General features: G+C 47.8%; 21 protein-coding genes. 11 read left to right on the top strand and 10 right to left on the bottom strand.

Features of this window, described 5'->3' with window-relative positions:
- Positions 1-42 precede the first annotated feature (42 nt).
- Positions 43-930: a LysR family transcriptional regulator gene (locus QQL66_RS16350; protein WP_284382868.1), complete on the bottom strand. Its 888-nt coding sequence runs from the start codon at positions 928-930 to the stop codon at positions 43-45.
- A gap of 230 nt (positions 931-1,160) precedes the next feature.
- Between QQL66_RS16350 and QQL66_RS16345 the strand changes: the two genes are divergently transcribed.
- On the top strand, positions 1,161-2,039 hold the full coding sequence (locus tag QQL66_RS16345; RefSeq protein WP_284382867.1) for an alpha/beta fold hydrolase: 879 nt from the start codon (positions 1,161-1,163) through the stop codon (positions 2,037-2,039).
- 29 nt (positions 2,040-2,068) lie between these two features.
- Positions 2,069-2,953: a LysR family transcriptional regulator gene (locus QQL66_RS16340; RefSeq protein ID WP_284382866.1), complete on the top strand. Its 885-nt coding sequence runs from the start codon at positions 2,069-2,071 to the stop codon at positions 2,951-2,953.
- Positions 2,954-2,969: 16 nt separating this feature from the next.
- On the opposite strand, the gene QQL66_RS16335 is transcribed toward QQL66_RS16340, so the two are convergent.
- The 3 genes from QQL66_RS16335 to QQL66_RS16325 form a co-directional block, all read right to left on the bottom strand.
- Positions 2,970-4,673, bottom strand: coding sequence for an amidohydrolase (locus QQL66_RS16335; RefSeq protein WP_284382865.1), 1,704 nt, complete (start codon positions 4,671-4,673; stop codon positions 2,970-2,972).
- A gap of 163 nt (positions 4,674-4,836) precedes the next feature.
- The gene (locus QQL66_RS16330; protein WP_284382863.1) at positions 4,837-5,583 is read right to left on the bottom strand and encodes a hypothetical protein; all 747 of its coding nucleotides are present in this window, start codon (positions 5,581-5,583) and stop codon (positions 4,837-4,839) included.
- Positions 5,584-5,664: 81 nt separating this feature from the next.
- The gene (locus QQL66_RS16325) at positions 5,665-6,525 is read right to left on the bottom strand and encodes a hypothetical protein (RefSeq protein ID WP_284382861.1); all 861 of its coding nucleotides are present in this window, start codon (positions 6,523-6,525) and stop codon (positions 5,665-5,667) included.
- 645 nt (positions 6,526-7,170) lie between these two features.
- Between QQL66_RS16325 and QQL66_RS16320 the strand changes: the two genes are divergently transcribed.
- Together QQL66_RS16320 and QQL66_RS16315 are read left to right on the top strand one after the other, a co-directional pair.
- Positions 7,171-8,796, top strand: coding sequence for a GMC oxidoreductase (locus QQL66_RS16320; protein WP_284382859.1), 1,626 nt, complete (start codon positions 7,171-7,173; stop codon positions 8,794-8,796).
- Between the two features lie 441 nt (positions 8,797-9,237).
- On the top strand, positions 9,238-10,194 hold the full coding sequence (locus tag QQL66_RS16315; protein ID WP_284382857.1) for a heme-binding protein: 957 nt from the start codon (positions 9,238-9,240) through the stop codon (positions 10,192-10,194).
- Positions 10,195-10,409: 215 nt separating this feature from the next.
- On the opposite strand, the gene QQL66_RS16310 is transcribed toward QQL66_RS16315, so the two are convergent.
- From QQL66_RS16310 to QQL66_RS16290, 5 genes are all read right to left on the bottom strand, one after another.
- Positions 10,410-10,904, bottom strand: a complete 495-nt coding sequence (locus tag QQL66_RS16310) for a HEPN family nuclease (RefSeq protein ID WP_284382856.1) — start codon at positions 10,902-10,904, stop codon at positions 10,410-10,412.
- 312 nt (positions 10,905-11,216) lie between these two features.
- Positions 11,217-12,551: a lysine N(6)-hydroxylase/L-ornithine N(5)-oxygenase family protein gene (locus QQL66_RS16305; protein WP_284382854.1), complete on the bottom strand. Its 1,335-nt coding sequence runs from the start codon at positions 12,549-12,551 to the stop codon at positions 11,217-11,219.
- A 76-nt stretch (positions 12,552-12,627) separates the two neighbouring features.
- Positions 12,628-14,535, bottom strand: a complete 1,908-nt coding sequence (locus tag QQL66_RS16300; RefSeq protein WP_284382853.1) for an IucA/IucC family protein — start codon at positions 14,533-14,535, stop codon at positions 12,628-12,630.
- Positions 14,536-14,554: 19 nt separating this feature from the next.
- The gene (locus QQL66_RS16295) at positions 14,555-15,619 is read right to left on the bottom strand and encodes a GNAT family N-acetyltransferase (RefSeq protein WP_284382852.1); all 1,065 of its coding nucleotides are present in this window, start codon (positions 15,617-15,619) and stop codon (positions 14,555-14,557) included.
- Between the two features lie 9 nt (positions 15,620-15,628).
- Positions 15,629-17,584: an IucA/IucC family protein gene (locus QQL66_RS16290; protein WP_284382851.1), complete on the bottom strand. Its 1,956-nt coding sequence runs from the start codon at positions 17,582-17,584 to the stop codon at positions 15,629-15,631.
- 242 nt (positions 17,585-17,826) lie between these two features.
- Here QQL66_RS16290 and QQL66_RS16285 point away from each other — a divergent pair, with 242 nt between their 5' ends.
- The 3 genes from QQL66_RS16285 to QQL66_RS16275 all read left to right on the top strand — a co-directional run bounded on the left by QQL66_RS16285 (position 17,827) and on the right by QQL66_RS16275 (position 21,502).
- Positions 17,827-19,122 (top strand): MFS transporter, encoded by a 1,296-nt coding sequence (locus tag QQL66_RS16285; protein WP_284382849.1) that lies wholly within the window; start codon positions 17,827-17,829, stop codon positions 19,120-19,122.
- A gap of 65 nt (positions 19,123-19,187) precedes the next feature.
- A complete protein-coding gene (locus tag QQL66_RS16280; RefSeq protein WP_284382847.1) occupies positions 19,188-20,933 on the top strand; it encodes a sensor domain-containing diguanylate cyclase in 1,746 nt (581 codons plus the stop codon).
- A gap of 155 nt (positions 20,934-21,088) precedes the next feature.
- A complete protein-coding gene (locus QQL66_RS16275; RefSeq protein WP_284382846.1) occupies positions 21,089-21,502 on the top strand; it encodes a CBS domain-containing protein in 414 nt (137 codons plus the stop codon).
- 7 nt (positions 21,503-21,509) lie between these two features.
- On the opposite strand, the gene QQL66_RS16270 is transcribed toward QQL66_RS16275, so the two are convergent.
- On the bottom strand, positions 21,510-21,791 hold the full coding sequence (locus tag QQL66_RS16270) for a hypothetical protein (RefSeq protein ID WP_284382844.1): 282 nt from the start codon (positions 21,789-21,791) through the stop codon (positions 21,510-21,512).
- Between the two features lie 175 nt (positions 21,792-21,966).
- Between QQL66_RS16270 and QQL66_RS16265 the strand changes: the two genes are divergently transcribed.
- The 4 genes from QQL66_RS16265 (at position 21,967) to QQL66_RS16250 (ending at position 26,320) form a co-directional block, all read left to right on the top strand.
- On the top strand, positions 21,967-22,335 hold the full coding sequence (locus tag QQL66_RS16265; protein ID WP_284382843.1) for a hypothetical protein: 369 nt from the start codon (positions 21,967-21,969) through the stop codon (positions 22,333-22,335).
- An 81-nt stretch (positions 22,336-22,416) separates the two neighbouring features.
- On the top strand, positions 22,417-23,295 hold the full coding sequence (locus QQL66_RS16260) for an ABC transporter ATP-binding protein (protein WP_284382842.1): 879 nt from the start codon (positions 22,417-22,419) through the stop codon (positions 23,293-23,295).
- Positions 23,292-24,302, top strand: coding sequence for an ABC transporter substrate-binding protein (locus QQL66_RS16255; RefSeq protein WP_284382841.1), 1,011 nt, complete (start codon positions 23,292-23,294; stop codon positions 24,300-24,302). The genes QQL66_RS16260 and QQL66_RS16255 overlap by 4 nt, the downstream gene beginning before the upstream one ends.
- On the top strand, positions 24,302-26,320 hold the full coding sequence (locus QQL66_RS16250) for an iron ABC transporter permease (protein WP_284382840.1): 2,019 nt from the start codon (positions 24,302-24,304) through the stop codon (positions 26,318-26,320). Before QQL66_RS16255 ends, QQL66_RS16250 begins: the two co-directional genes overlap by 1 nt.
- Positions 26,321-26,414: the final 94 nt, after the last annotated feature.

Raw genomic sequence — 26,414 nt, 5'->3', positions numbered from 1 at the left:
AGAATCTGCTTTTCAGAGTCAGCCCTTATGAGCGCACTAAGCTCATACATCGTTAAGCTGGAGCTTGAGGTTTTCCCAGATTTCCTGAGCCACCGGGCCTGCGTGGTCATGGCCTCTTCGGATCAGGCAGATAGGGGAAATGCGCGGTGGATAGCCTTCGACGTTCAATGCCACCAGTTCACCGGAGTCAAGTTCATCCTGAACAACGTATTGGGGTAGCCCGCCCCAGCCGAGCCCGGCCTGAATGATTTCCTTTTTAGAGGGAATGTCAGTGACATGGCAGCGTTTGCCATCTTCTACCACATCCAACGACAACTTCTCATCGTGTCGGCTGGAATCACTGACAATCACTTGGGTGTATTTTCGGACTTCGTACCTTGGAATCATCATCTCCATTTGGCTTAACGGATAGGAATGATGCGCAACGGGAATGATGGTGACATCCATCAAATGGCTGGCTTCCATCAGTCGGGAATCAAAGTTCATGGTGGTGGTAATGGCGAGATCGGCTTCACCATGTTTCAGCCGCTCGATGGCTCCGCCCATGTGTTCACTGGATACATTGATTTGGGTATTCGGATGATTTTGTTCGATCTGCTTTAGGGTATTCAGAATAGGATGCATCGGGCAGATGGCGTTAATGGCGATATTGATCAACAGTTCGCTGTTGCCGGAAATCCGTTGCGATAAGGCTTTGAGTTGCTCTGCTTCGTTGAGGACTTTTCGCGCCTTTTCATAAAAGACTTCCCCAGCCTGGGTGAGCTTAGGGCGGTAACTGTCGCGGCTGAGAATCTGAATGTTTACATCCGTTTCCAGATTCTTAATCAAGGCACTGATGGCCGGTGCCGTTTTATACAATTGAGCACTTGCGGCTCTCACCGAACCGTAGATTACCACGGCGTCCAATGCGCGAAGTTGTTCCAGCGTCATCTCATTCCCTTCGTATTAACCATCTTTGAGCGATTATCTTCCCGATCTCACTCATGCAAACAAATAGTTCACATGTTTTGGTCGTAATATACATGTCTGATGAACATTTTGTTATTTGTTTTGGCTTAAGGATGCTGTTCAGTGGTTCCTTAACAATTGTTATGTATTTCCTTCTTAAAGTTATTAAGATGTTCCAAACCAACAAGAACAGTGATTAGGTAGGGTATTTCATGATTCCAGAATTAGAACCGTGGTCGTATCAAGTCCGTAGCGGATTTAATTTGCGAGGTTGGCGAACCCGTTTTTCTGGCAAGCCGATCATTCATTTCCTGCACGGTAATGGATTTTGTGGGCTCACTTACTTACCTATGCTCAAGCCGTTGTTGAACGACTTCGATCTGTTGATCACCGACTTGCCGGGCCACGGCGACAGCGACACCGGCGGCCGTTTTATGGGCTGGAACAAGTGCGCGAGCTTGGCTTTGGAAGTGGTCCATCATTTCTCCGGTTTATTACCACAAGCGGTGCCGATTTATGCGGTGGGGCACAGCTTTGGTGGCGTGATTACTTCCTTGATGATGGCCAAAGACAAGCACTGTTTTGATCAGGCGATTTTGCTCGATCCGGTGATTTTCCCGCCCGGCATGTTACGGGTGATGGCGACCATCGACTTGTTTGGTTTACTGCAACAACTACCACTGGCGAAGCAGGCGCGTGTTCGTACGCAAGAGTGGGAAAGCCGTCAGGCAGCCTACGACTATTTTCATGAACGCGGCACCTTCAAAGGCTGGCAACCTGAATGCCTTCAATCCTATGTGGATTATGCGCTGCAAGATACCCAGGACGGAGTGAGCCTGAAGTGCCCGCCGAAGCGCGAAGCCGATATATTCTCGTCCTACCCGAAACGTTTGTGGCCGTCGTTGAAACGCATTTCCACACCGACAGAGATCTGGGCGGCGAAGAAAACCTATCCGTTCATAGCCCGTTCCATTGAACGACTGAAAAGCCATACGGCATTTCATGCGGAAACAGTGGAAGGCGGCCATTGCTTTATGCAAGAGCGCCCGGAAGAGATTGCTGAACGTTTGCGTAAGCAGTTATTGGGCTGATCCTCAATGGTTCGCTAGACTGATTGCTTATGAATACCTTGCATCTGAAAGCCCTGTTGTTAGCCATTGAAACCGGTTCGATTTCTGCGGCGGCGCGTAAGTTAGGTAAGACGCAGCCTCAAGTCAGCCAGTGGATTTCGGACTTGGAATGCGATCTTGGCGTGACCTTCTTTGAACGCAGTGGCAATAAGACGTCATTAACTGCTGATGGGCAGCGCCTGTTGCCCGCGTTAAGCCACAGTCTTAGTCAGCTGGATCACTTCATCGACAGTGCTTATACCTTGGCGGATTCAGAGCCGACGGTGTTGACCATCGGCCTTGAACATTTCCTGCCTAAAAGCGTCTTTATCCAGCCAGTGTCTGAGATTCTTTCAGCCTCGGAAACGGCGTCGTTGAATGTCGAGGTCTATCGTGATGACAAAACGGGCTTAGTGGATGCCTTAGTTTCTGGCGAAGTGGATTTGATCCTGATTCACGAGTCGGAAATCGTCCATCACTCACAGTTTGAGTATTGTCGTTTAGGCGGTTATCACGAGATATTGGTGTGCGGTACTGATCATCCGCTCGCCAAGGAGAAAACGGTCTCTACCGCGCTATTGAGCCAGTACCGCGAGTTAGTGTGGGGCGACGCAGATGTCGATTCGAATGATGGTTTTAGCTCAAGCTATGGCGTGTTTTCAGACGTTTCCACCGTCACTCAGTTACTCATCCAAAACCAAGGCTTTGCCTTTTTGCCGAAAGACGCTGTGACATCTCTGATCGAAAGCGGTCAGTTGAAGGCGTTGGATTGCGACTTTGAAACTCAGGCCATCGAGCGTCGAGTGGAGCTGTGCTGGCGCAACGGACTGGCCTTATCGAAGCGGGGCGAGGCGGTGATCACTGCTTTTCAGCAGCATCACCAGCTTCTGATCTAGAGCAGAGGTTGCTTCTCTAGTTATCAACATCAAACACTATCTTGCCTTGCAGCATCGTCATCCAGATTTCGGTTTTGGCAATTTGGCTGGTCGATAGCTTAGTAATATCGTTTTCCAGTACCACCAAGTCTGCTGATTTACCCACATCCAAAGATCCGGTGATGTCCTCAATGCCCAGGCTCTTAGCGGCATTGATGGTGTAAGCCTCGATAGCTGCGTGCACATTGGGTAAGCCAGTCTCACCCATCTTTAAACTGTTGGCGATGCCGACCAGCGGATTAATGCTGTGGACATTCCAGTCGCTGCTCAGCGACAGGTTAGCACCGGTGTCATAAATGGCTTTAAGATTCATCAGTGCATCAGTGCGCTCTTTGCCAATAAACGGTTCGGCCCAGCTGTGATCGTGTTCTGCTACATAGTCCGAACCCACCTGAAAATCGGCGGTGACATTCAGTTCAGCAAAGCGCGGCACATCCTTCAGGTTCACTAATTCCACATGCGTTAGAGTGTAGGGTAATTTCGTGGCTTGTTGTTTCGTGCTTTGTTGTTTCTCTTGTGTGCGTTTCACATGTTCAATGGCGTTGAGCGATTCACGAATGGCACCGTCACCAATGGCATGAATATGGGCGCTGTAGCCCAGTGTTGCCAACTCACTTAGCCAGGTTTTCATCTGATTTGGCGGAATGTAATTGATGCCGTACGGTTCATCGGGAATGTAAGTATCATGGTAAGGGTCAAGCGTTTTGGCGGTGCCGTTAATGAGGATACCATCGCTGTACATTTTGACCTGATTGGTGAGCAGCAAGCCGGAGCGATCCGTGGTGTGGATGGTTTTCAGATAGTCCAATTGAGGAGTCATGGTATCGGCCGGGTAAATCCACGGGCGAAGCGAAACGCGCGCGGTGAGATCACCGGCTTTCTCCGCCTCTTTCCACACCTCATACCAACCGCGTTTCCAATACAAACGACCGTCACCAATAGTGGTAATGCCGTGGGCAGCGGCTTCGGCCAAGCCGATCATTAAGCCTTTATAACTCTGATCGAATTGATTCTTAAGGCTGTTCCAGGCCATTTCCATCACAATGTCACCGGCGTTATCCAGCAGGATTCCGTTCAATTCACCGGTGGTTTCATCTTTCAGAATCTTCCCGCCTTGAGGCTCAGGCGTTCGCGAGGTGATGCCTGCCTCCGCCAGCGCAACCGAATTGACCCACATTGAATGGGAGGTCTGCTCCATGATCACCACGGGTTGATCCGGAAAAATACGGTCGATCACTTCCAGCGGCGTATGACGATTATCTTCATGCAGTACGGCATCAATCGAAAAACCGTAACCCATCAGCCACTCATCGGGGTTGGCATGGTGACGGCACGCTTTGAGATAGGGGATTTGCTCATCCGCAAGAGCATCCATATCCAACTCACAGTTGCCCCCGGCTTCGGACGCCGCTTCAAAGACATGATTGTGATTGTCGATAAAACCGGGCATCACAAAGGCGTGTTCGAGATCAATGACCTCGGTGTTGGCGGTGCGATAGCCCGCCAACGTTTGGCTATCCCCGATATCGAGGATTTTCCCGTTGCGAATAGCGATGGCATCGGCCTGTTCGTATCCGTAAATCGTGGCGTTGGTAAGCAGGGTATCAGCGTGATCGCTGGCAAAAGAATTGAGACTCATAGTTAAGCAAGCCATTAGACTGAGTGATGTTGGTAAATGCATGGAGTGTTCCTGACCCCTCAACCGAGCAGGGCGTAGTAAGGATGAATTAATGACGTGCTGAAAATTACCATAGCTCAAAGCTGAGCAAAAAATAGTCACTATATGGGTTTTGGGATGGTGGGGTTAGGGATGGCTGGGTTGGGAAGTAGTCTACCTGTACTTGTTAAAAGCTTCTCTCTCTAATGTTTGATTGCTCTTGACACTTAGAAAAAAACAAAGACATCTTCGAACCGGACTCACTTTCTTTTGGTGGAAACCAAGATAAGCTGGAATCAATTTCGGATAAAAAACAAAGCGAGTTAATAGCTGCAACTGTTTTATAAAAGTTAATAGGCGTTCCGTAATCTGAGTCATCATACGCAGCATGTGTAATACCGTTCCTGTTAGTATAGTCACTGTGCGGGTATTGGCTGGAATCGATATATAATTTCTTTGTTGAGAATTCCTTGAAAGAATCAATCATTGACTCTACTTCTTCATATGCTCCTAGTTTTCTGCTATTTACTTCTGTTTTACAACTTTCACATAAGTTTTTAATAGTTTGCTTTATGTACCTATGCTCTACATTCCTCTTTTTAGCCAACCTTCTAGAAATACCTTCAACAACCGGAATTAAGGTTGCTACAGCTGCATAATGCAAACCAAGAAAATGGGCTTCCAGCCCATCGCCCAAGACTTCTATATAGTCTTTTATAAAAGGCGTTTTGGAATATTTTTCTACGTATAGGTTCGCCATATTGAGAGGAGAGTATAGATCAGCCAATATTATTTCCAGCTCTGCTTGAGTAATGTAGCTTTGGTTTTTAACGTTTTTGCTTAGGATTTTATCCATTTGGCTCATGCTCACATAAGGAGGAATAAACCAACCAATTTTCTCAAACTCAACAGACCAAGAATCAAGACTACCCATGTCGATTACCTTGTATAGTTAACGCCTGCAGCAAACGTACTTATAGTGTTACCTTGCCTACGCTTATGTTAATGGTGCTATTCATACAGGGCCATACCTAATGATGAAGAACTGGTTAGCTTTATCTAGGAGCCCTAGATCAAGGTCGTTGATATGCCATACTAACTTGTTCTTTCTAGGCTTAATTAGTTTAGTTTCTTCATAAACTGAGTTCTCGAATTCTCTATTGTTGATTTTGTGGTCTAGCTCGTTTAGTACATGAGTATACTCTCTAGTAATGTCATGAATATGAAGAGGATGGCCGGATGTCGTAATAAGGTTTGACATGTAGACCGTGCCAGGAGGAAGTCCTTGAGTGGAAAAGTCATCATATATTTTCCAGAGTCTAGTTCTTTCTTCATTCATTCGCTCATGCTCGTCTTTGTCTGAGTCAAAAACTGAGTGATCGAAGATTGCGGCGACGTGAAACTCATCTCTTGATACTCGCGCGAAGATTACTTCATTCGTACGTTCAGAGATTCCTTTCGCATTGATACTTTTACCTAAATGGAAATGGTGAAACCCCATTGTGTTTAGCAGAAAATCTTTATCATCCCAACAGTCCGCTTCACCACTTAGTATTCTGTCTGATGGTGTATAGCCTTTTGTGTGAGCTTTTAATGATAGGTATGGTGTAAGGTCTTCGCCTGCTCTTACCTTGGCCAAAAGGATGTTTATTCTCTCTTTTACTAACTTCCACCTTGAGTCCTTTGTCACTTGTGGGTCAATTATTACCTTTCTCCTTCTGCTGGGTACAAACCTAGATGCCCAATGAATGTAGTGAAACATAACAGATGAAATTGACTGATCTAGGAGTTCTTGCTGAGTATCCTTGTTATTCGGAAAAAACGGCAGGACTCTTACTAGTTCTTCCTTAAATTTTGTAATGCTACTCGATTCCATATATAGCTCTTAGTAGATGACAATTACACATAACACCTAATTCTGCGTCTTAAGCCCTGACACACATATCGTTAAAACAATAACCTAATACATGCTGACAGGTATGTTAACCACTAATTTCTTCAACAGGTTGCGATAACCAACAACGCCCCCAACAAAGGCTATTGTTCGAGATAAGGTGAACACGTCATTTACTGTAGAGAGGGTATTTTAGTTCATACATGCCCATGTGTTTCTTGTTTACGCTCTTGTTGATTATTTTGTTAATAAAATCAATGTCATACATAGTTCTTATGTTCGTGCCGTTGCGTGGAGCTAATGACGTTTATAACTGAAGTTCGTGTAATAGCGTGTAATGTGACAGCGCGAAGTGTTGTGCCATATTTGCGAGTGTTCAGCCTTTTACCTCTGGGTGTTATTCGTTGGGTCTTAGGCAATGGTTCGAAGGTTGAGTGAGAACCTTACAATGAACATGAAATGAATCGTCGGCTGTATATCACGAATCGTCGTACCCCTGATTGATTTTAAAGAGCGTTATCCGAGTTTTGTCTTCTCCGTGCTTTTTCCATTGATCCCTGTTGTGTTGTGCGTCTGTGCATATCGATAAAAAACAAAACCCTCTGAAAGGGCTTGCTAGGGATAGAAATGATGAAAGAAGAATACGATGTCGTCGTTATTGGTTCTGGGTTTGGTGGTGCTATTACCGCGTGCCGTTTGGCGCAAGCGGGCAACTCAGTATGTATTTTGGAAAAGGGCAGGCGTTGGGTTAAAACAGAATTTCCCAGATCAACCGGTGAAGTGGCCAATCATGCATTTTGGGATGAGAAAGACAAAGAAGAAGGACGAGGGTTCATCGAGTATTTGCCTTTTAAAAACATGGATGTGATTCAAGGCGTAGGCGTTGGTGGCGGTTCACTGCATTACTTTAATGTACATATTCAACCGCCTGAGTTGATCTTCGATCAGGCCCGTTGGCCGAAAGCCATATCGAAAGAGAGTTTGAAGCCATACTATGACGTTGCAAAGGACATGCTTGCAGCGAATAAGCTGACGCCGCCAGAAGGCCGGGAGGTTCCCAAGCGAACCAGTGCATTTATTGAGGCGGTTGCTGCAACGTCTGAACAAGCAGAAGAAATCGATATCTGTGTTCACTTTTCCGAAGAAGCCAAATCCCCTGGTGGTCAGGAACAAGGCCCATGTGACTATTGTGGGAACTGTTTATTGGGCTGCCATGTTAATGCAAAAAATACCCTGGATTTAAATTACATTCCTCTGGCTGAAAAGCACGGTGCAGAAGTATATCCGTTGCATCAGGTCGTCAACATCTTACCTCACGACGGTGGCTATAACGTCGAGTTTATGGAGCTACCGGAAGATCCTGTTTCAGGTACATCAGTCGCCGGTGTTGTTAAGGGTAAAAAAGTGGTTGTTTCCGGCGGGACGCTAGGCTCCAACCAATTATTGCTTGAGTGCCGTGATCGCACCAAAAGCTTGCCTAATCTCTCTGATCGTTTAGGAAAGCACTTCTCTGGCAACGGAGATTTTCTATTTGCCGGCACGCATTACAAAGATAAAGAAATTGATGCGGGCAGGGGGCCAAGTATTACGGCTGGCGTCGGTTATACCAAAGGGGACAGTCAGCATATATACATTGAAGACTTGGGCTTTCCTGACCCATTTATGTGGTATTTGAATGGAATATTGCCGACGACAGGGCGTCTCTGGAATGTGGTCGATCAGGCTAAGAATTATTTACTGCGTAGTCTGGGTCTTACCTCTAACTTTGAAGCGGAACGTATTTTTAATGGCGGCTACATGACGAAGTTCTTACCTTACTTGGGCATGGGCACAGATGCTGCGGACGGAAAAATCTATTTGGACTGGCGTGGGCGATTAAAGCTGGATTGGAAGCACAAAAAAAGCCGTGCGATGTTTGATGACATGATTGGTCACCTTAAAGACATCAGTAAGAAGTCTGGTGGGCACTTTATCAATAGTCCGCTTTGGGATTGGCCATCGCGTAAATTGCTTACCGCTCACCCGTTGGGTGGTTGTGTTATGTCGGATAAGAAGGAAGACGGCGTAGTCAATGAATGGGGCGAAGTCTGGGGTTATCCGGGTCTTTACGTGGCTGATGGCTCTATCGTGCCGAGTGCCATCTCGGTAAACCCTACTGCGACTATCAGTGCGTTATCCGAGCGAGTTGCCTTCCATATGATTCATGGCCGGGAAATGGAAGAAAACGATCCGGATACACCTAAGAATCGTTAACTGAATAAACCAGGCCAGCGTTAAGCGGGCCAGGTTTTTATTCGGCTTCTAAATGACCCGGTAAGGGAACAGTCCTCACCATCAACATGTATTGCCGCTGTCTAAAGGCAACCTAGTTTCGAGGACTGTAAATGGAGTTAGGTGATTGGAATGGGAACTACAGAGGGTAATCTTTTTCCTACGCCAAAATAAGCACCTAATACGACCAAGAACTGTAAACGCGTTACTAATAAAGTGCTCAATTTAACCTATTGATTCTGAATATGTTAGTTAGAGGTTTGCCCAATAGCACTGCCTTGCAGCGGCCCCTGAATACAATTCAGTTAAAAAAGTTTACTTGAGCCTTTTTAGTTAATCCCTTTTATTATTTTTAGCCGAGCAGTACAGGCAAAGAAATATAAAAGAACTACCCGTGATGTTACTTCAAGGAGATCAACCATCATGCCATACAGCTCAAATTTTCCGCCAAACTACCCATTTCAGCACTTAGTCGGTCGCTGGACAAACCGCCCTCTTCCTAATGGAAGTAATAATGAAGGGGGGCAAAGTAACCCGCTTTCTTACAATGTGATGCCACTGCCACAAAATACGCCGCAGCCAAATCAACCGGACTATGGCTACATTCTGAAAAACTTCACCTATTACGAAACGGTACAGTTTAACGATCGTACCGCAATAGCAACCCCTGTGAATGCACCTAACCGTGGCGGCAACTACACGCAAAACTCATTCGCCCTGTTTTATGACCAGCAGGTACATTTTGCAGAAGGCCCGGCAATCGAACAGATTGTGCATGAGGAAAACGGCGCTTGGCTGTACTTAACCACAGCCGCTCAAACAATCGGACCGTATTCCCAACATGGAACAGAACCAGGGCCTGTACCACCACAACCTGAAGACATCGAAATTGCCAAACAAATTGCGGTACCACACGGTAATTCCATATTGGCATTGGGGAGCGTGACTCAGGGAACAGGAAGCCCGGTAATACCGGACACACCACCGCCGTTTGCGCCACCGGGCCTCGACAGTACGCCGTTCGAAGAACTGCTTAATAGCTTCGACAACTACCAAAACCCTCAACCGGAACTTACTCGTAACCCAAACAGTGTCCTGCAGCAAGCCGTGAACCTGATACGTCCAAACGCTTACATTCATTGGCGGGTTACTACGAAACCTTTACCTTCTGGCCAAGGCATCGTCACCAATATTCCATTCGAGCAGCGTCGTGCGAACGTGAATGATTACGAGGCAGACTACTGGTTGTTATCCACCGATGGCGGACAAACCTTCCCGTTCTTATCGTACTCACAAAGTATTTTCATGAACTTAACGATTCACGATCAGCCTGGATACCTCTTCCCTCACGTCACCTGCAATACCGTTACCAAGCTGTAACGCACTGCAAATGAAGCTCAATGGCAAGCTATGCCATTGAGCTTTGCTTTGTTTGATCTTGTCTCATATGTTTCAAATAGTTAATTGCTCGGCGACCGCAGAGGTTTTGTTGTGCCTGAAGTCTGTGGTTTTAGGAGGTTTTCAGGGAATGGTTAGTTTGTGTTGAGAGTTTATACAAAGGCTTGATGGGGTTGAGGTGATGGATTGGCCGTTTTCTAAAGCGGTTGTCCTTTATCTGTTTGATTAAAGGATTGGTTCTTTGATATATGAAAAAAATCATTTAAAAAACTTCCGAAATCTTTAATTTTAATTTCTGCTTCAAAACGATCTTTACCCTGAGATGTTTGGTCTAGAAACCGAAAAGAACTATTAAATATTTCGAAATGCGCATGAGCAAGAGAATTTCTTATCCTACGGCATATATACTTAGAATCATTTTTTTTTCCTAACTTGATTGAAAAGCAGCTTGTATCTATAGCTGAAAAGTCCAGTTCATCAAATTCGCTTTGCTGAGGGTACATAAAACATATATAAGCTGCAGATAGCATTGATCCAATGTTTAGTGGGAGGACTCCGTTATTTCTTTTCTGAAATTCAGAAAGAAGTTCTGAAACCTTTTTATTTTGATTTTCAGGTTTCGTACTTTCTTGGCACCATATAAGGCTCATGTACCCTTGTATTAAAATATTCCAGTCTGTCGTCGTCTTCATGATATTTCCTTAGTCATAACAGCTAATTCTAAATCTTTAAAACGCATATCATTTCTTCCAACAATGCGTCCTCAACCCCACACACATATCTTTAAAACAGTAACTTAATACATACCAGCAGGTGTGTTAACCACTAATTTTATCAATAGGCTTTATTTCTGAAGCGACATAACGTTTTAGCGAATGACGGCAATGGGATAAAAGCAGAGTTTTGTTCTCTGAATTCAGGCGCAGATAGAAGAAGATGAAGAATGCATATCCGAACCCGATCCGGGTGAACGAGTTCAGATACGCAGAGGCAGGGAGATGAGTTTACGCGGTCAGGGCTTCCTGAGCCGGTGCTGCTTGAGTTTGTTGTGGCTGTGATTGCTGCCAGTTCACCAGGTTCATTGCTTGTTTGAGGTTGTAGACTTCTTTGCCTAACAAGCTGTTGATGATGGTAGCGGAGCGCCAGCACATCAGGCTCATTTGTGGTTCGGCGATGCCGTGACTGTGGCGACCGGCGTTTACGGCGTAAATGCGGTTTTGTTGTGGGCCATCCCAACCGACCTGGAAGTCACGGTTCAATTCGAACTGGCCGTTTTCATCGGTGGTAATTCGGCTGCTGAAACCATCGAGATAGCTTGGTAGTGCGGTTTCAAAACCGGTACAGAGAATCACGACGTCGGCATCAAAGGTTTCTGTTTGGTGATTCATGCCATTTTGAACGGTGATCTGATGCGTACCCTTTTGGTAGTTCATGTCGGTCAGTTCACGGTTCGGGCGCATGTCCAAATGGCTGATGTCTTGTTGCAGTGACAGCTCATACAGCTTTTGATACAGGGCTTTTAATGTGTCTGGCGAGATACCGTCGGAGGCCAATTTCTGGCTGGCAACGATGTTGGCTTTTACTGATTCCGGCAGATGATAGAACTCATTCACGTATTGTGGGGTGAAGAATTCGTTGGTGAACGGGGTTTCGTCCAACGGTTCGTAGTTGGCTCGACGAGACACCCAATGCACGCTGGCCGGTTTGCCCCAGAGCTGGTCGATCATGTTTTCAAACACTTCGGCGCCGGTTTGACCACCGCCGATGATGGCGACTTTTAGCCCTTCCACCGACATGTCACGTTGAGCGATGCCAATGGCGTGGAAAACGTTGCCGCCCAGATAAGGACGAACGCTCTCAGGAATGTACGGGCGTTTGCCTGTTCCTAAACAGAGGTTGTTGGCTTTCACTGGCTCACGACCGTCAGTGAAATGTAGTTCAAAGGCGTTGTCTTTAAAGTCGACGGCTTCGATGCTGCTGTTGTACTCGATCATTGGCAATTTTTCAGCGGCCCAACGTAGGTAGTCGGCGTATTCAACACGGCTGACGGCAGACAGTTCGGCAGTCAAAAATTGATAGAAGCGCTTGTGCTCAACCAAGTAGTTCAGGAAGGTGTATTCGCTGGTCGGGTCAATGCCGGTCACCAAGTCTTTCAAGTAGGAGGTCTGCATACGCACACCCGGTAGCAGCATCCCCGGGTGCCAGCTAAAGGCTTGTTTTTGATCGAAGAAACGGCTGTTGATCTGTTCGCCTTTGCGATTAAGGCCGTCGATCAGGGCGGCAATGCTTAGGTTAAATGGGCCAGCGCCCAAGCCTGCGAGGTCGAGTGGTTGTGTCATGATGTTTTCCGTTAGCTAAGTGCGTTGAGCGTATAAGTGTTGTGTTTATGTGCGTTGAGCGATTATGTTCAGGGCCTTACATCGGCTCTCGTTGTTCTTGAATATCTGCTTCTGCTGATTGTGTTGCTTTTGTTGATTGTGCCGGTACAGTCAGTGCCAGCGGGTTCAGCAGCGGCGTACCGAGTTCTGGGATCGGTCGTTCGGCACTGTCTTCGTAACCCAGTCGGAAGCGCACGCGATTGATGCAAATCTTCAGGATGCTGTCGTCAAACATCGGGAAGAGCTCAAAGCGTTTACTCAATTCCGGGTGTTCCGCCTGATAGCCTTTGAGTGCGTTGGCCAGCAATTCATAGAAGCGTACTTCGCTGACGCCACATTGGGCTTCCACTAACGGCGAAATGAACCGCAAGGTAGTGACGAAATGACCTGTGACCAGATCATGAATCAGGTAGTGCGCCGGCAGCTTGGTTAAGCGTTGATTGACATCCTCTGGCATGTCGTCCAGTTCTGAGAATTCCGCCGGATATTGCGTGACATCGACCATGCGTAGATCGCCGTGGAAATCTTTGATGGACGCCTGTGCCGGTAGGTAGTTATCCAAAACCAAACTGATGTTCTGGCCGTGGGACACTAAGCCAATGCCGTACTTCGCCATCAAGTGATACAGCGGCACGACCACGGTGTTGAACAGTTTGGTGAGCCAGTCTTCGGCCGTTACGCCGGAAGCCTCAATGTACTCCGAAATCAGAGCGCGACCCTGAGCGTCGGTTTGCATCAGCGTCGACATCAGAATACCTGCGCGCTTGCTGTCTTGGTTGGACGCTTGGGTGAACTGATCCAGAGATTCACGCCACACCACACCGAGCATTTCGTGATAACGATAGGGGGCTTGGCCGATCTGTTGTTGCATCGGGTGATTGACGTGCACACCGCAGATCTCGCGCTGAACAATCAGACCGCGCTCTTTTAGCAGAGTATCTGTCTGGCTTAATTCATATAACCATTGCGACAGTGCTGCACCGGTGGCGATGTGCTCGCCCGGCACACCGCGATAGCAGGAGGTGTTGAGAATAGTCAGTGGCAATTTGAGGTCGTACTTACCTGTGGGTGCCTTGCCATCCGTTCCCATGTTGGTCAGGGTGCGAATCGACTGTTGAGCCATGAACTGGTCAGTCACTTCACCAAGTAACAGGATGTCGCCACTGGCGATCCACGCCTGGTATTGCGGCTCGATAAATCGTTGCCATTGCCAAGGATGAACCGGCAAAGGCAAATACTGGGACATAACCAGATCAAGGTGTTCAAATCTGGATAAGATCTCAGTGCGTTGTTCATGAGACAGCAGTTCGGAGACTAAATCCCAGGGCTCTGCGTTGGCCCAGAAACCGGCGTTGCACAGCTCACCTTTAACCGCGATTAATAATGGGCGAACGGTTTCACCGGATTCCGGCGTGAATTGCGCCAGTTCCGATTCGCCCCAGCCCATACGGCCTTTATTGGCAATGGCTTTCGGGTGGCCATCGAGCAAGCTTTGTAGAACCGCGCTGTTTTGTTGAATCAAATCCGCTGCCGAATACTGGCTGAGTCGAGTCCAATAACGCATGTCGCTGTAGAGGGTGTTTTGCACTTCTTCCAGCAGATTGGCTAATACAATGTCGGTCAGCTGCATCGCTTCCTGAGCATGAATCAGAAACTGAGCCGCCAGCAGAGATTGAACGCTTGAGGGTGTTTCCGGCCCTTGGTATTGAATGCTGTCGGGTTGAACCTTTAGCCAATTCCAAATGCTCGGGGTGGCCTCAAAGAAATAGTGATGTTCGCCTTTCAGCGTCAATTGATACTGGTTCGGGCTAAGCTTTGTTGGCGAAAAGCATTCTTCGTAGCTGCACTCGCCAATGATCTTGGCGATTAAGCGGCGGTTGCAACCTTCCCACAACGGGAGGTTGAGGGAAGAGATGGCCTTGTGATCTAGTAAGTTAGTCGTCATGGTTTTGTTCGAGTCGCGATTATTCAAAGTGCTTAATGAAGTGAGCTTTATCACAGATCATTAGGGCCGCGCGTTTGTGCGGGAAGTCGAATTCTTTGTCTTTGCGCCAGCCGACTTTTTCGGTCCATTTCAACAGGTTCTTATTGTCGGAACGGGGTTCGCCCACTAAGCGATCGGTTCTTGGATCTAACAGGAACAGGAAGTGACTGACGGCTTTCAACCAGTACTCAGCTCGGCCACCGCCGAGGAAGTCAGGCTCACCCACCAGTAAGTGAAAACCGTGATCAAACGGGCGCGCATCGTAATACGGACCAAGGCGATCTTCTTGGCCCCAGTAGGTTTCGATGTAGCCAAAGGGGACACCGTCGAAGCAGGCAATAAGCGGTGCCGAGTGGGCATCGTTACGGCAATTGTGTAAGTATTCGTCGAGCTTTTCACGGGAGAATGGGTACTCCCAGAATTCAGCCACACGCGGGTCGTTTTGCCATTTATGGAAACGTTCGCCGTCGTGTTCTACGGTGGCATGATACAGCTCGAATACCACGTTCAATTGAGGAATCTGACGACGGTAAAGAACGCCTTCCGGCAGTTGTGGACGAACCGGCACTGGGTGTTCAACCCCTTCACGTTCCGTGCGAATATCGGGGGTAATGGTCAGTAATGCGTCGGCCAGGAAGGTTTCACGAATTTGGTAGAAGGCGTCGCGCTGAATGGTTAGCCCCTTGTCTGACGCTTGCCAATGACGAGGGTCGATGGCTTGTGCGCCTTCACTGAGTACTTCATTCGACAGTGTTAATTCTTCAATACCCAAGGAGGCAATTAATTGATCGAGTACCTGGTAGCTTGAGCGGATGTCGTTGGTTCGGCCTAGCCAGCGAGTCACGGTCAGTTGGTCGCCTGTGCGTTCGTAGTCCAGCTGCCAGTGACGTTGGCCCAAGGCTTGTCCGGTGCTCGACTTACTGTCCATCTCAAGAACAAAGCTCTGTGCCCCGGTGTTCTGGGTTTCTTTATCGAGTGAGTCTGGGCTGATGACAAATTTGCCCGGTGCAAGTGATGCAAGTGACATAGATGCAGGTGACGACATGGTGGTTCCTTAAGCGATATCGGTAGCTAGGTCTGTGTGAATAAGTTCAGCTGAGCTGCGTTGTGGACGTGGCTCTGAGGCAGACATCTTCAATGGGTTGGTCATCGGGTGATACATGGCCAGATAGTCGGTCTCGGTGTTCTCATTCAGTTGTTTCAGGGATACAAAGAAATTGCCTTTGGCGCTGAGTTCTTCTGAGTTCAACAGGTAATCGATGCATTGCGTGTCTTTGACGCCTTGGGTTCTGATGTCTTGCAGGAAGAATTGCAGTTGTCCGATGAATACCGATTCCGGGATTTCACCACTGCGACTAAGGCTGCTGATGACATTAAAGGTGGCGTTGATGATCAGGTAATAACTGAATAAGCGGATGGCCATTTCATCTTCGATGACATTGGCGCTGTCAGCGGCCATATCCGGCAGATATTGGGTGTAGAGTTGGTTGGCTAATTGACTGAAGCCGGTACCCTGACAATCCCGAAAATACATTTTCACCGGCATGCCCTGACTCAGTGTCAGCACGATATTTTGCTGGTGGGCGCCGAACAGCAGGCCATAGTCGGCTTGGGCAATCAGCAAAGGTTTTACCGCCACATCGAGATAACGCTTGAACCACTCGGTCGCCTGATTGGCGTAGGTGGTGGCGTTTGAGTACTCGGTTTGCCATTGCTTTAAGCTCTGTTCGAGACGGGACTGACCTGATCTTGGATCGTCCTGTAACAAGGTCGCCAACACTTCGGTGTTGTGATCTTTACCTTCCACAAAAGGATTTTCACGCCAGAGCACAATGGTTTCTTCGAAAGGCTTACCTGCTTCATCACAGATTGCGGCAGCCGTTGGTTCGAACAAAATTTTGAAACGGTCTGCAAAGCGTTGTTCAAATTCCTGAGCGGGTGGCGTGGTCAGTACTCGACATAGCTCGGCACCGCGAACCAGTTCTTCCGGCTGAAGATGGCGGATGGAGTTGGTCAGCTTTACGCTCAGCGAGAACTTCAGCATCCACGGCGATTGTTTGGAGTAAATGGCGCGCACCGAGGTGGTCGCTGACCAATCTATCGTTCCTTGTCCGAGATGAACGAGAAGTCCCTGACTGATCAAGTCAGTTAAACGTGCGGTGTTTTGCCAAACCTTATGCTGGAACGGGTGACAGGGATACAGCACATAGTCACTTTCCAATGTTTTTTGCCATGCTTGCGCTTGCGGATCTTGGCTGATTAAGTCCTCAATCAGCGCTTGGTAATCAAAGCCGTCAGTTTCTCGGGTGTACAGACACGAGGTATGCAACTTGTACCATTGCAGTTGGAAGTGACCGCCAAATTCCGGCGCGTAGGCCAGGGTATCTTCAGGGCTGAAGTTATCTCGGGCTTTCGGGCACGGATGAATGGAGTGCCCGGTGAATAGGGCGGACTCTGCTTGTTCGAAGGTTAACGACTTGCCGAACAACTGATCAAACTCGGCTTCGCGATAAGCCAGCGCTTGTTGAAGATTGGTGTCGCTTTGATGTGCTCTGCGAATGAAGTCGGTCAGGCTCTTAGGTTCTGACGCATTCATACCTTGAGTGGTGTCTTGTGAGCAGTTCTGCGAGTTGTTTTGGATCAAGACGCTGTTGATGGAACTCTGACGCATGACCCGATCGACCGATTCCTGAAAATCGACCGTCTGAAGTTGCCCATCGATGTTGATCAGACAAGGTGCCAACAGATGATGACGGCCTGTGGTTGAGTAGTTCATGCAGGGGATAGACAACAGACCATCTGAGGTTTGAAGCTGAAACCAACCGGACGGGGCCAGCGAATTCGAGTCATTGCTTGATCCACTGTAAACGCACTCGCTGGAGAACGGCGCATCGGCGGTCGGCCGGTAATGCCAATCCTGCCATTCCCGTAATAACGCGTTGAAAAAACAGTTAAGAGAGGGATCGAAGTAAAAAGATATTGGACGTGTAGATTCGGAGTAACGGTTCACAGCGAGTCTCGTTGTGGTCAACTGGCGTTGATGAAAAAGTTAATGTGTCAAAAAAAGGGCTGCACTGGTTTGAGCCCTTATCTCGCTGAGGCAGATTATCTGGGGCCGCTTATCTGAGGTTGATTGCCTGGGACTGGTTGCCCAGGAAGCCCGAATAAGCACCTTCAGCGATTCCTTTTTAGGTTAATGCGTGTAATAATTATTTGCAACTAAGAATTATTATCAATTGGAAATCTTCATTTATGCCTTTGGTCTATGCCATGGTGATCATGATGGGGTTGATGCAATCGGCCCTGTTTGCCTGTCTTCCCTGGTTGATTGAGTACACGCCGCTTTCTGTTAGTGATTGGTCCTGGCTGGTCAGCGGGAGCATGTTTGGTTTTGTCTTCATTGCGCCGCTTTGGGGACGAGCCACGGATCAGTACGGGCCAAATCAGACTTTGATTTGGACGTTCAGCGGCTTTGCCTTGTCGAATGTGATCCTGGTGCTGGCCATTAGTCCTTGGGGGTTGAGCTTGCTCAGCGTATCCGCGTTAATTGGCTGTTTGATTTTGTCACGAGTGATCTATGCGGGGTTTACCGCTGGAGTCTTCGGTGCGGCACAGGCCTGGGTTCTTGGGCAGGCGGATGTGGAAATACGATCTGCGTTGGCGCGACTGAATGCCATTAATCAGATAGGTCGAATGGTTGGGCCGTTGGTTGTGATGCTAGGGGCGTTTTGGTATCCGACGCTGGCCTTGTATCTGTTTGCCATTGGCGCGGTGTTGATTACGGCATGGTTTGTGGTTCAACAGCGCATTGAAGCTCGCGCTGGCTCTCCTGATTTCGCTGGTTCTCCTGATTTCGCTGGCTCTCCTGATGACGCCGCTCAGAATGATTCAACCTGTACATCGGCTGTTGCTTCATTGGGTGTTTCTATATCGAGGGGTTCTTCTTCTGCTGTCTCAACTAAGACATCAACAGATTGTTTTTCCCTGAGCAAAGCATTGCCCGAGTTGATGTTGGCGATGGGTGTGACGATGACCGTGGGGACGTTGCAGTTCTCTCTTGGGCCATACATTAAATGGCAGTGGGGCTTATCAGCCGAGCAGGCGACCCATGAAGTCAGCCAATTGTTATTTTTGAGTGCTTTCGTGGTGACCTTGGTGGCGATGAAATTAGTGCCGCGAATTGCTCCTCTTCCAAAAGTGTATCTGTTGCTAACGGTTACGGGGCTGGTGTTTGGCAGTGGGCTGATGGTGCTGGCAGAAACCAAAGTGGTTTGGTGTGCAGCCATTGCCTTGATGTCCTTGGGGGTTGCGCTCTGCTCGCCCTTTTATGGCCATGTGTTGAGAGAGCGTTGGCCGGAGTTTCAGGGACGTATCGGAGGCTATCTGACCAGTGCTCATACAGTGGGTTATGGCTTGGGAACCTTGGTTGCAGGACGTTTGTTGGAATGGAATATCAATTTGGCCATGCACCCGGTGGCAATGGCTGCCTTATTTTTGCTCTTATATCTGATGATAAAATGGTTGATGACTTCTAAGGAGACAAGTTAATAACCCATCTGAATACTACACTTTAAGGGATACTCTTAAGTTAACTCACTTCCAGAGCTAAAGGTATGTTCCTTAAACTAATAAAATCTCCAATCAGCTATGTGGTAATGGCCATGATTATTGCCATTATGGCGTTTGTTGGCCGTTTGCTGGACATCCCATTTTTATATCAAATAAAAGAGGGGCTTCCGGAAACTTCGGTTAATACGATTGTGTTAATTCTTTTGATGTCGGTTGCTTTACTGATTGGCAGTGGAAACTTGGATCGTGTGTCTCGATTTTGGAGCATGTTATTCATCACCGGCATTGTCTTCAGTTTATCCCTGACGAATTTAACCGAGGTTTATACCGAGCACTTCTTTGGCATGGCAACGTCGTCGGATTTAGCCAAATTGCAATTAGCTGCGATCGTGGCTTCCCCTCAAACCAGCTGGTTATTCTTCTTGTTGTCCTTTGGTGTGCTGTCGGGCTTATTATTCAATGAAAAATACGCCTACAACCTTGAGCAGGGCGCTGCCACTCTGGCTGCTTTTTTGTTGCTGATTTATACCAGTGCGTATCTCAATCACATTACGGATTTTTACCAAAGTGTTCATTCGTTGGGGATTTCCATTGTCACCATTGCGGCCGTTGCGTGTCTGACCTGTGCTACCTTGATCCTTCATGGCGATAGGGGCTTTTGGGTGTTGATTCTACAGAAGCGGCTGGGCAGTTTTTTGCTCCGACGTGCCTTGATGTTTGTGCTGGCTGCGGTGGTGGTCTTATCAGCAATACGAAGTTATTTAGCCTCGAATGAAGTGATTTATGCCGATGGCATCGTTATTTCCCTGATGCTTATGATGTCTTTGGTATTTCTCTATACCTATTCAGTCAAAATCAATGCGATTGAGGAGCAAAAAGAGTGCATTGAAGGGTATTTTGAAGAGGTCTTCAGGGCGGCTCCCAACGGTATGGTGTTGGTCAATAGTCAGGGAAAAATCATAATGGCCAATGATCATATGACAAAGGTTTCTTTGTACTCCCACGATGAGCTGAAAAACATGCATGTGGAAGGGTTGGTGCCGGAGCCTTTGCGTAAAGAGCATCAGATTTTACGAGAAGCCTACATCAAACGACCTCGTCGTCGACCGATGGGGGTTGGGCGGAATCTGACGCTTCTTAAGAAGGATGGTTCTATTTGCCCGGTGGAAATTTCGATTTCTCCTGCTCAGGTCAATAACGAGAAGATTATCGTTGCGGCGGTCATCGATATCTCCTATCGCCTGGAAATGGAGGAAAACCTGGAAACGCTGGAACGCAAAGCCTATATCGATACTCTGACTCAAATAAACAATCGTGAATGGTTTGATGAATCCGTTGGCTTTTTTCTGGAAGGCGCTCGGCGATTGAATAAAAAGGTCGCTTTTTGTTTTTGTGACTTGGATGGCTTTAAGCAAATTAATGATCGTTATGGGCATGGGATTGGCGATGAGGTGTTGATCGAGGTGTCGAGACGTATGCAGATGGTTATTCGAAAAGATGATGCGGTAGTGCGGTTTGGTGGTGATGAGTTCCTCATTATTCTCAATCATATTGATCATCAGGAAGCGGTGGAGCGCGTGATGAATGCGCTAATCGATGCCATGAATAAACCCATAGTCATTGGTTCGTTGGCCATCAATTGTGGTGCATCGATCGGCGTCAGTTTCTTTCCGGATGATGGTCAAACTGCAGAGGTGCTGGTCGAGAAGGCTGACCGCTCTCTCTATCATGTGAAGAGTTCCGGAAAGAATAACTTTTCGTTCACTGCAGATACCTTAGATTCGGAATAACCAAATAGGACTCAGAGTCATTCAACCGGGTTCAAGAAATGAATCATCAGAAGTGGGCAGGTAGTTGATCGTCAACTATCTTGAAATCGGTGAGATTAATTATTTCCCCGCGACCATTTTATTTAAACACTATAGAAATCACCACGAGGCACAGAATGAGAATCAAGGATGCCATGTCAACAGACGTTGCCACGCTGCAAGCCACGGACAGTTTGGCGAAAGCCAGAGAAGTGATGGAAACCAAACGAATTCGCCAGATTCCGGTAGTGGATGGTGAGGGCCGGGTTGTTGGAATTATTTCAAAACGAGATATTTACGCTGCCAGTGTTTCCAATCTTACTGAGCACTACGAGCGCAGTAAAAACCTCTTAGAGGGCCGACTTGAGGTAGCTCAGATAATGACCAAAGAGGTTGAAACGGTTGAAGCGGATGAACCTTTGGCAGCTGCGGCCATTAAACTTCAGGAAATGCGGATTGGCGCGTTGCCCGTGATTGAAAACGGTAAGCTGGTGGGGATTATTTCCAGCTCTGATTTTTTGGGCATTGCCGTGATGCTGTTGGAGAGGTAGTAAGTAATCATCTCATGCGTTCCTGAACTCTAGAGTACCACTTTGCAACAGATATGGCTGATGAGTGCTCTCGTTCGATAAGAGTGCTTATTTTTTGAGGTGAGATATGAGTGGAACCACTTTGATGGATTTGTCCTTGTAGTTCTTCTGGTGCATCTATTTGAGCATCCACGGCTTTTAATTCCGATTCGGTCAGAGGAATTAAACCATTCGTGGGTGTTATATCTTCGTTCCCATAGCTATAGCTTTGAAAAGCAATTAATACGATTGCTAGTGATATTGCTTTCATATTCCCTCCTTCAAGCAAACGTTCATTATTGTACGACATTCCTTTCTAAAAGATAACTAAGAGCTATCTCTCTTATTATTTAAATAATAATCATTCTTATTGATATCTTTCTCTAAATCTATAGAATTCGCAACAGCTAATAATTCCCATTTGTATTTTCTTCCAAGGATGAGTCATGAACCCAGAAATTGATGGCTGGCCGGTGGTCACGGTGAACTTTGTTGCAATTCCATCGGATGATGATATTCGTCGTTGGTTGAATGCAATGGATCAATGGTTGGCCCGCGAAGAACCCTTCAGTGTGGTGCTGTTGACCAAAAACAAAGGGATGTCTCCCGAAGCGAGACGTGAGCAAGGCATTTGGTATAAGCAGAATAAGGCCAGATTAGCGCAATTCTGTGTGGGTGTGGCGCGGGTGGTTCAGGCGGGTCAAGACCCTGAAAAACTGGCAGGGCCTGCAATGCAAAAGGCGATGCCGTTTCAATTAGCTGCGTGTGAAGATCTCGCCTCGGCTCAATCACTGGCTAAGCGCTGGTTGAGCTAAACCGCCGTTTTTTTCGCACTCAATTACTCTCTCGTATCCAATTACCATCTCGCATTAAATTACCACAGTAAAGGTATCAATATGGCGTTCACCTTATCCTCATCGGGCTTGGCATTCTCGGCGGGCAAAAAAGAGATTTTAACGGACATCAGCCTGGAGTTAGCAGCAGGAAAGGTGCACGCGTTTGTGGGGCCGAACGGCTCGGGTAAGAGTACCTTGTTGCAGCTATTGGCGGGGATTCATTCGCCATCCAAAGGGGATGTATCTCTGGGTGAGACGCCGGTGGGTAAGTGGCAGCGAAAAGCCTTTGCAAAAGAACTGACTTTTCTTCCCCAAAACTCCGCCCGACCATTGGGACTAACAGTGAGAGATTTGGTGGCCTGTGGTCGTTTTCCTCATCGTGGCATGTTTGCTTCTCTGTCTAAGGAGGATAACCAGGCCATTGATGCCGCCATTGAGCGTACTCAGGTTACACACTTGGCATCGACCGTGGTGGATCACTTATCCGGTGGTGAGATGCAGCGGGTTTGGTTGGCGATGGTGTTAGCTCAGCAAACGCCGATTCTGTTGCTGGATGAACCGACCTCTTATCTGGATGTGTCTCAGCAATTGCGCTTGTTGAAGATCGTGCGTCAACTCAATCTTGAGCAATCGCTGACGGTGATTTGGGTGTTGCACGATTTGAATCAGGCCATTCAATACAGTGATCATTTGTGGGTGATTCACCAAGGCAGATTGGTCGCGAACTCTCCTGCCAGCGAGGGGTTGAGTGACGCCTTGTTGAAAGATGTGTTCGGCATTGAAGCAGTGATGATTGAGGATGATCGTTTTGATTCGCCGATCATGGTTCCTGTATCAGAAGCGGGTCCTGTGTCAGAAGCAGTTCCTGTATCAGAAGCGGGTCCTGTGTCTGAAACTGAATCTAGGTCAAAAACAGTGCCGATGGCGAAAGCGTTATGAGATCAGTGATTCAATTTGGTGTGGCTTGGTTGCTACTGTGTTTTTCAGCGTTCAGTGCAGCGATCAGCTTTCCTCACGATTTAGGTGTGGTTGAACTTGAGCAGACGCCGACGCGCGTGGTGGCTCTGAACTGGAGTCATGCAGAAATGCTGTTGTCATTGGGTGTGACTCCGGTGGGCGTGACTAATATCTCCGGCTATAAAAAGTGGCAATCCAATAACCCGGTATTACCCGATTCTGTCGAAGAAGTGGGATTTCGAGCAAGCCCCGATCTTCGGAAACTTCGTGCGCTCAAGCCGGATCTCATCGTCGGCTATCGCTTCCGACATCAACGTATCTATAAACAGCTTTCCGATATCGCTCCGACGCTGATCTTTAATCAATACCCGCATGGGGAAGATCAGGACGATTATCCAGCTCGGATGCAACGCGTATTTTTACAATTGGCTGATGTGTTTGATAAACGATCTCAAGCACAGGTCATTCTGGATGAGATGGATGAAAAAATTCGCAAGGCACGATTGACCATTGAAGCGGCCGGATTGAATGGACAGCCGGTTGTGTTTGGCAAGTTTGTGGGCATGGGGTTGGGGCTGCGTGTTTACAATGATCATTCTCTAGCTGGTGCCACGATCAATCGTTTGGGGTTGGATAACCGCTGGCAGGCGGCTATCGAAGGCCGCGATTTCAGTCATATTCCCTTGTCTCAAATGTATTTATTGGGTGATGCCAACCTGATTTATGTCGGTGATTTGCACAAAGAAGGGCGACGCATGATTGAATCGCCTGTGTGGCCGTTACTGCCCTTTGTTCAACGAGAACGCACCTTTCAGTCGCCGGCTTTGTGGAGTTTTGGTGGGCCGGAAAGCGCGGTACGTATGGCAGAAAACATTGCTCAACTATTGACCCAAGCGACGCTAGAAAACAAGGGTGAAGAGTCAGCGGCTGCAGTATTGAAGGAAACCGTTAATGTGGGAGAGGCTGTTACTCTGGGAGAGACAAAATAATGAATTCCGTTGCGAATACTCTTGAGCATCAAGAATCACCCCAGGCACAACAGCAAAGCAGCCTGGTAAAGATTCTCCTGGGATTATGTCTGCTGATGATTGGTGTGGCGGTGTTGTCTCTGCCGATAGGCGCGCCAGAGGGGATTGGTCTTTCCCATGCCATTGAAGGTATTCAGTATGCGCTCTTGTATGCGCCTCCTACAGAGCTATCACAGGGAATTCTGCATTACTTACTCTTGCCTCGAACCGGGATGGCCTTATTGGCAGGGGCCATGATGGCGTTATCGGGTGTATTGATTCAGCAGAGTCTACAAAACCCGTATGCCAGCCCAACAACCTTAGGAATCAATGCTGGTGGTATGGTGCTCACCTTACTGGGCGGTTTATTCTTCCCGCAGTTTCTACATGACTGGCCAGTGCTGGTGGCGTTTGTCGGAGCTTTGGCAACCGCAATGTTGGTTTGGCGTTTATCGAAGTGGATTTCTGATTCGCCGTTGAACTTGATTTTGGTCGGTATGGCGATGGGGCTGGCACTAGGTTCGTTGTCGGCAGGGTTGATGATGGTCGGTGAAAATCGCCTCGATGGCTTTTTCATCTGGGGTGCGGGAAATCTGGCTCAAAATGATGGGCAATTGTTCCAGCGATTGTTACCTATTGGCATGACGTTGGTGGTGGTGAGTTTGTTACTGACCCGTCAATTAGACATGTTTGATTTAGGTGATACCCAGGCACAAGCGGCAGGACTGTCGGTCGAGAAGACACGATTAATCGCCTTGCTAGTGGCTATTTTATTATCGGCGTCTGTCGTGAGCATGGCGGGAATGATCGGTTTTATTGGTTTAGTGGCTCCTCATTTGGCGGCGTATTTAATCAAGGGGCGCAGTCAGAACCGAACTCTATGGCGTGCGTTGTTGGCCTTGCCATTAGGGGCGATGATGTTGCTGCTGGCGGATTTAATCTCCCGCAGTTTCGAAAGTCAGTTGTTGATGCTTCCGGCTGGTGCGTTTACCGCGTTAATCGGTGCGCCTTTCTTGATGATGATGCTCAGAAAACCTCAACATCAATACGGTCAGTTGTATGAAAAAACCGAAGTGGGTATTCGGGCCGTCATTCGCTTTAAACCAGCGATTGTGTTTTCGGTAATTTTCACTCTTTCTGTGGTTATTTTGGTTCAACGAGGTATGGAAGGGCAGTGGGAACTCTCCCGAGCATTGATTGCCTTTGGCGCAGGTGCGGCACTGGCGATTTCCGGCTTGATTCTTCAAACCTTACTTCGTAACCCATTGGCGAGTCCGGATGTGTCCGGTATTTCCAGTGCGGGTGTGTTGGCTGTGGTAGTCACGACGGCGTTTATTCCGATGAGCCGTGAAATGATGGCGTTGGTTTCTTTGCTTGGCTCTTCCGGGCTGTTGGTTCTCGCCTGGCTGTGGGCGAAAGGTGGAAAAGTCACGCCACAGGGTTTTGCGTTAGCGGGGATTTGTTTGGCGGCGTTTGGCAGCACTTGTGTCAATTTGATTTTGACTCTGAGTCCGTCGCAATCCAGTGAAGCATTGATGTGGTTAAGTGGTACCTTGTACGGGGTCGATGATCGGTACATCAGCTGGATTTGGGGGCCGTTACTATTAGGGCTGCCATTATTGCTTCTGGCCAGCCGCTGGTTGAACCTTCTGTATCTTGGTGTCACTTGGTCATCGATTTTGGGATTGCCCGTTCGTACGGCGATTTACCTACTTATTGCGATTACCGCTGTTTTCACTTCACTATCCATTGCAACGGTGGGTGGCATTGCCTTTGTGGGCTTGGTGGCCCCGCATGTAATTCGCGCCATTGGTGTGGCTAACTATCAATGGTTACTGCCATCTTCGGCCATGTTTGGTGGCTTGCTCTTGCTCCTGTCTGATTGGCTGAGTATGTCGATTTACCCGCCATTTGAACTGCCTGCCGGCATCGTAGTGTCGATTCTGGGGGGTATTTACTTCGTTGTATTGTTGCTAAGTGGGCGGTATTTGAGGGGATGAATTAGTTTGTTTTTTGTTCAAACGACCGTTTAATTTCCTTGAATACTGCCGACGTTCTGGTATGTTTGTGCGAAAGGATTGGATAGATCGATCT

This window comes from Litoribrevibacter albus, from assembly GCF_030159995.1.
Classification (GTDB): domain Bacteria; phylum Pseudomonadota; class Gammaproteobacteria; order Pseudomonadales; family Litoribrevibacteraceae; genus Litoribrevibacter; species Litoribrevibacter albus.
The sequence above is the reverse complement of the archived record's forward strand: the minus strand, read 5'-3'. Positions and strand labels throughout refer to the sequence as shown.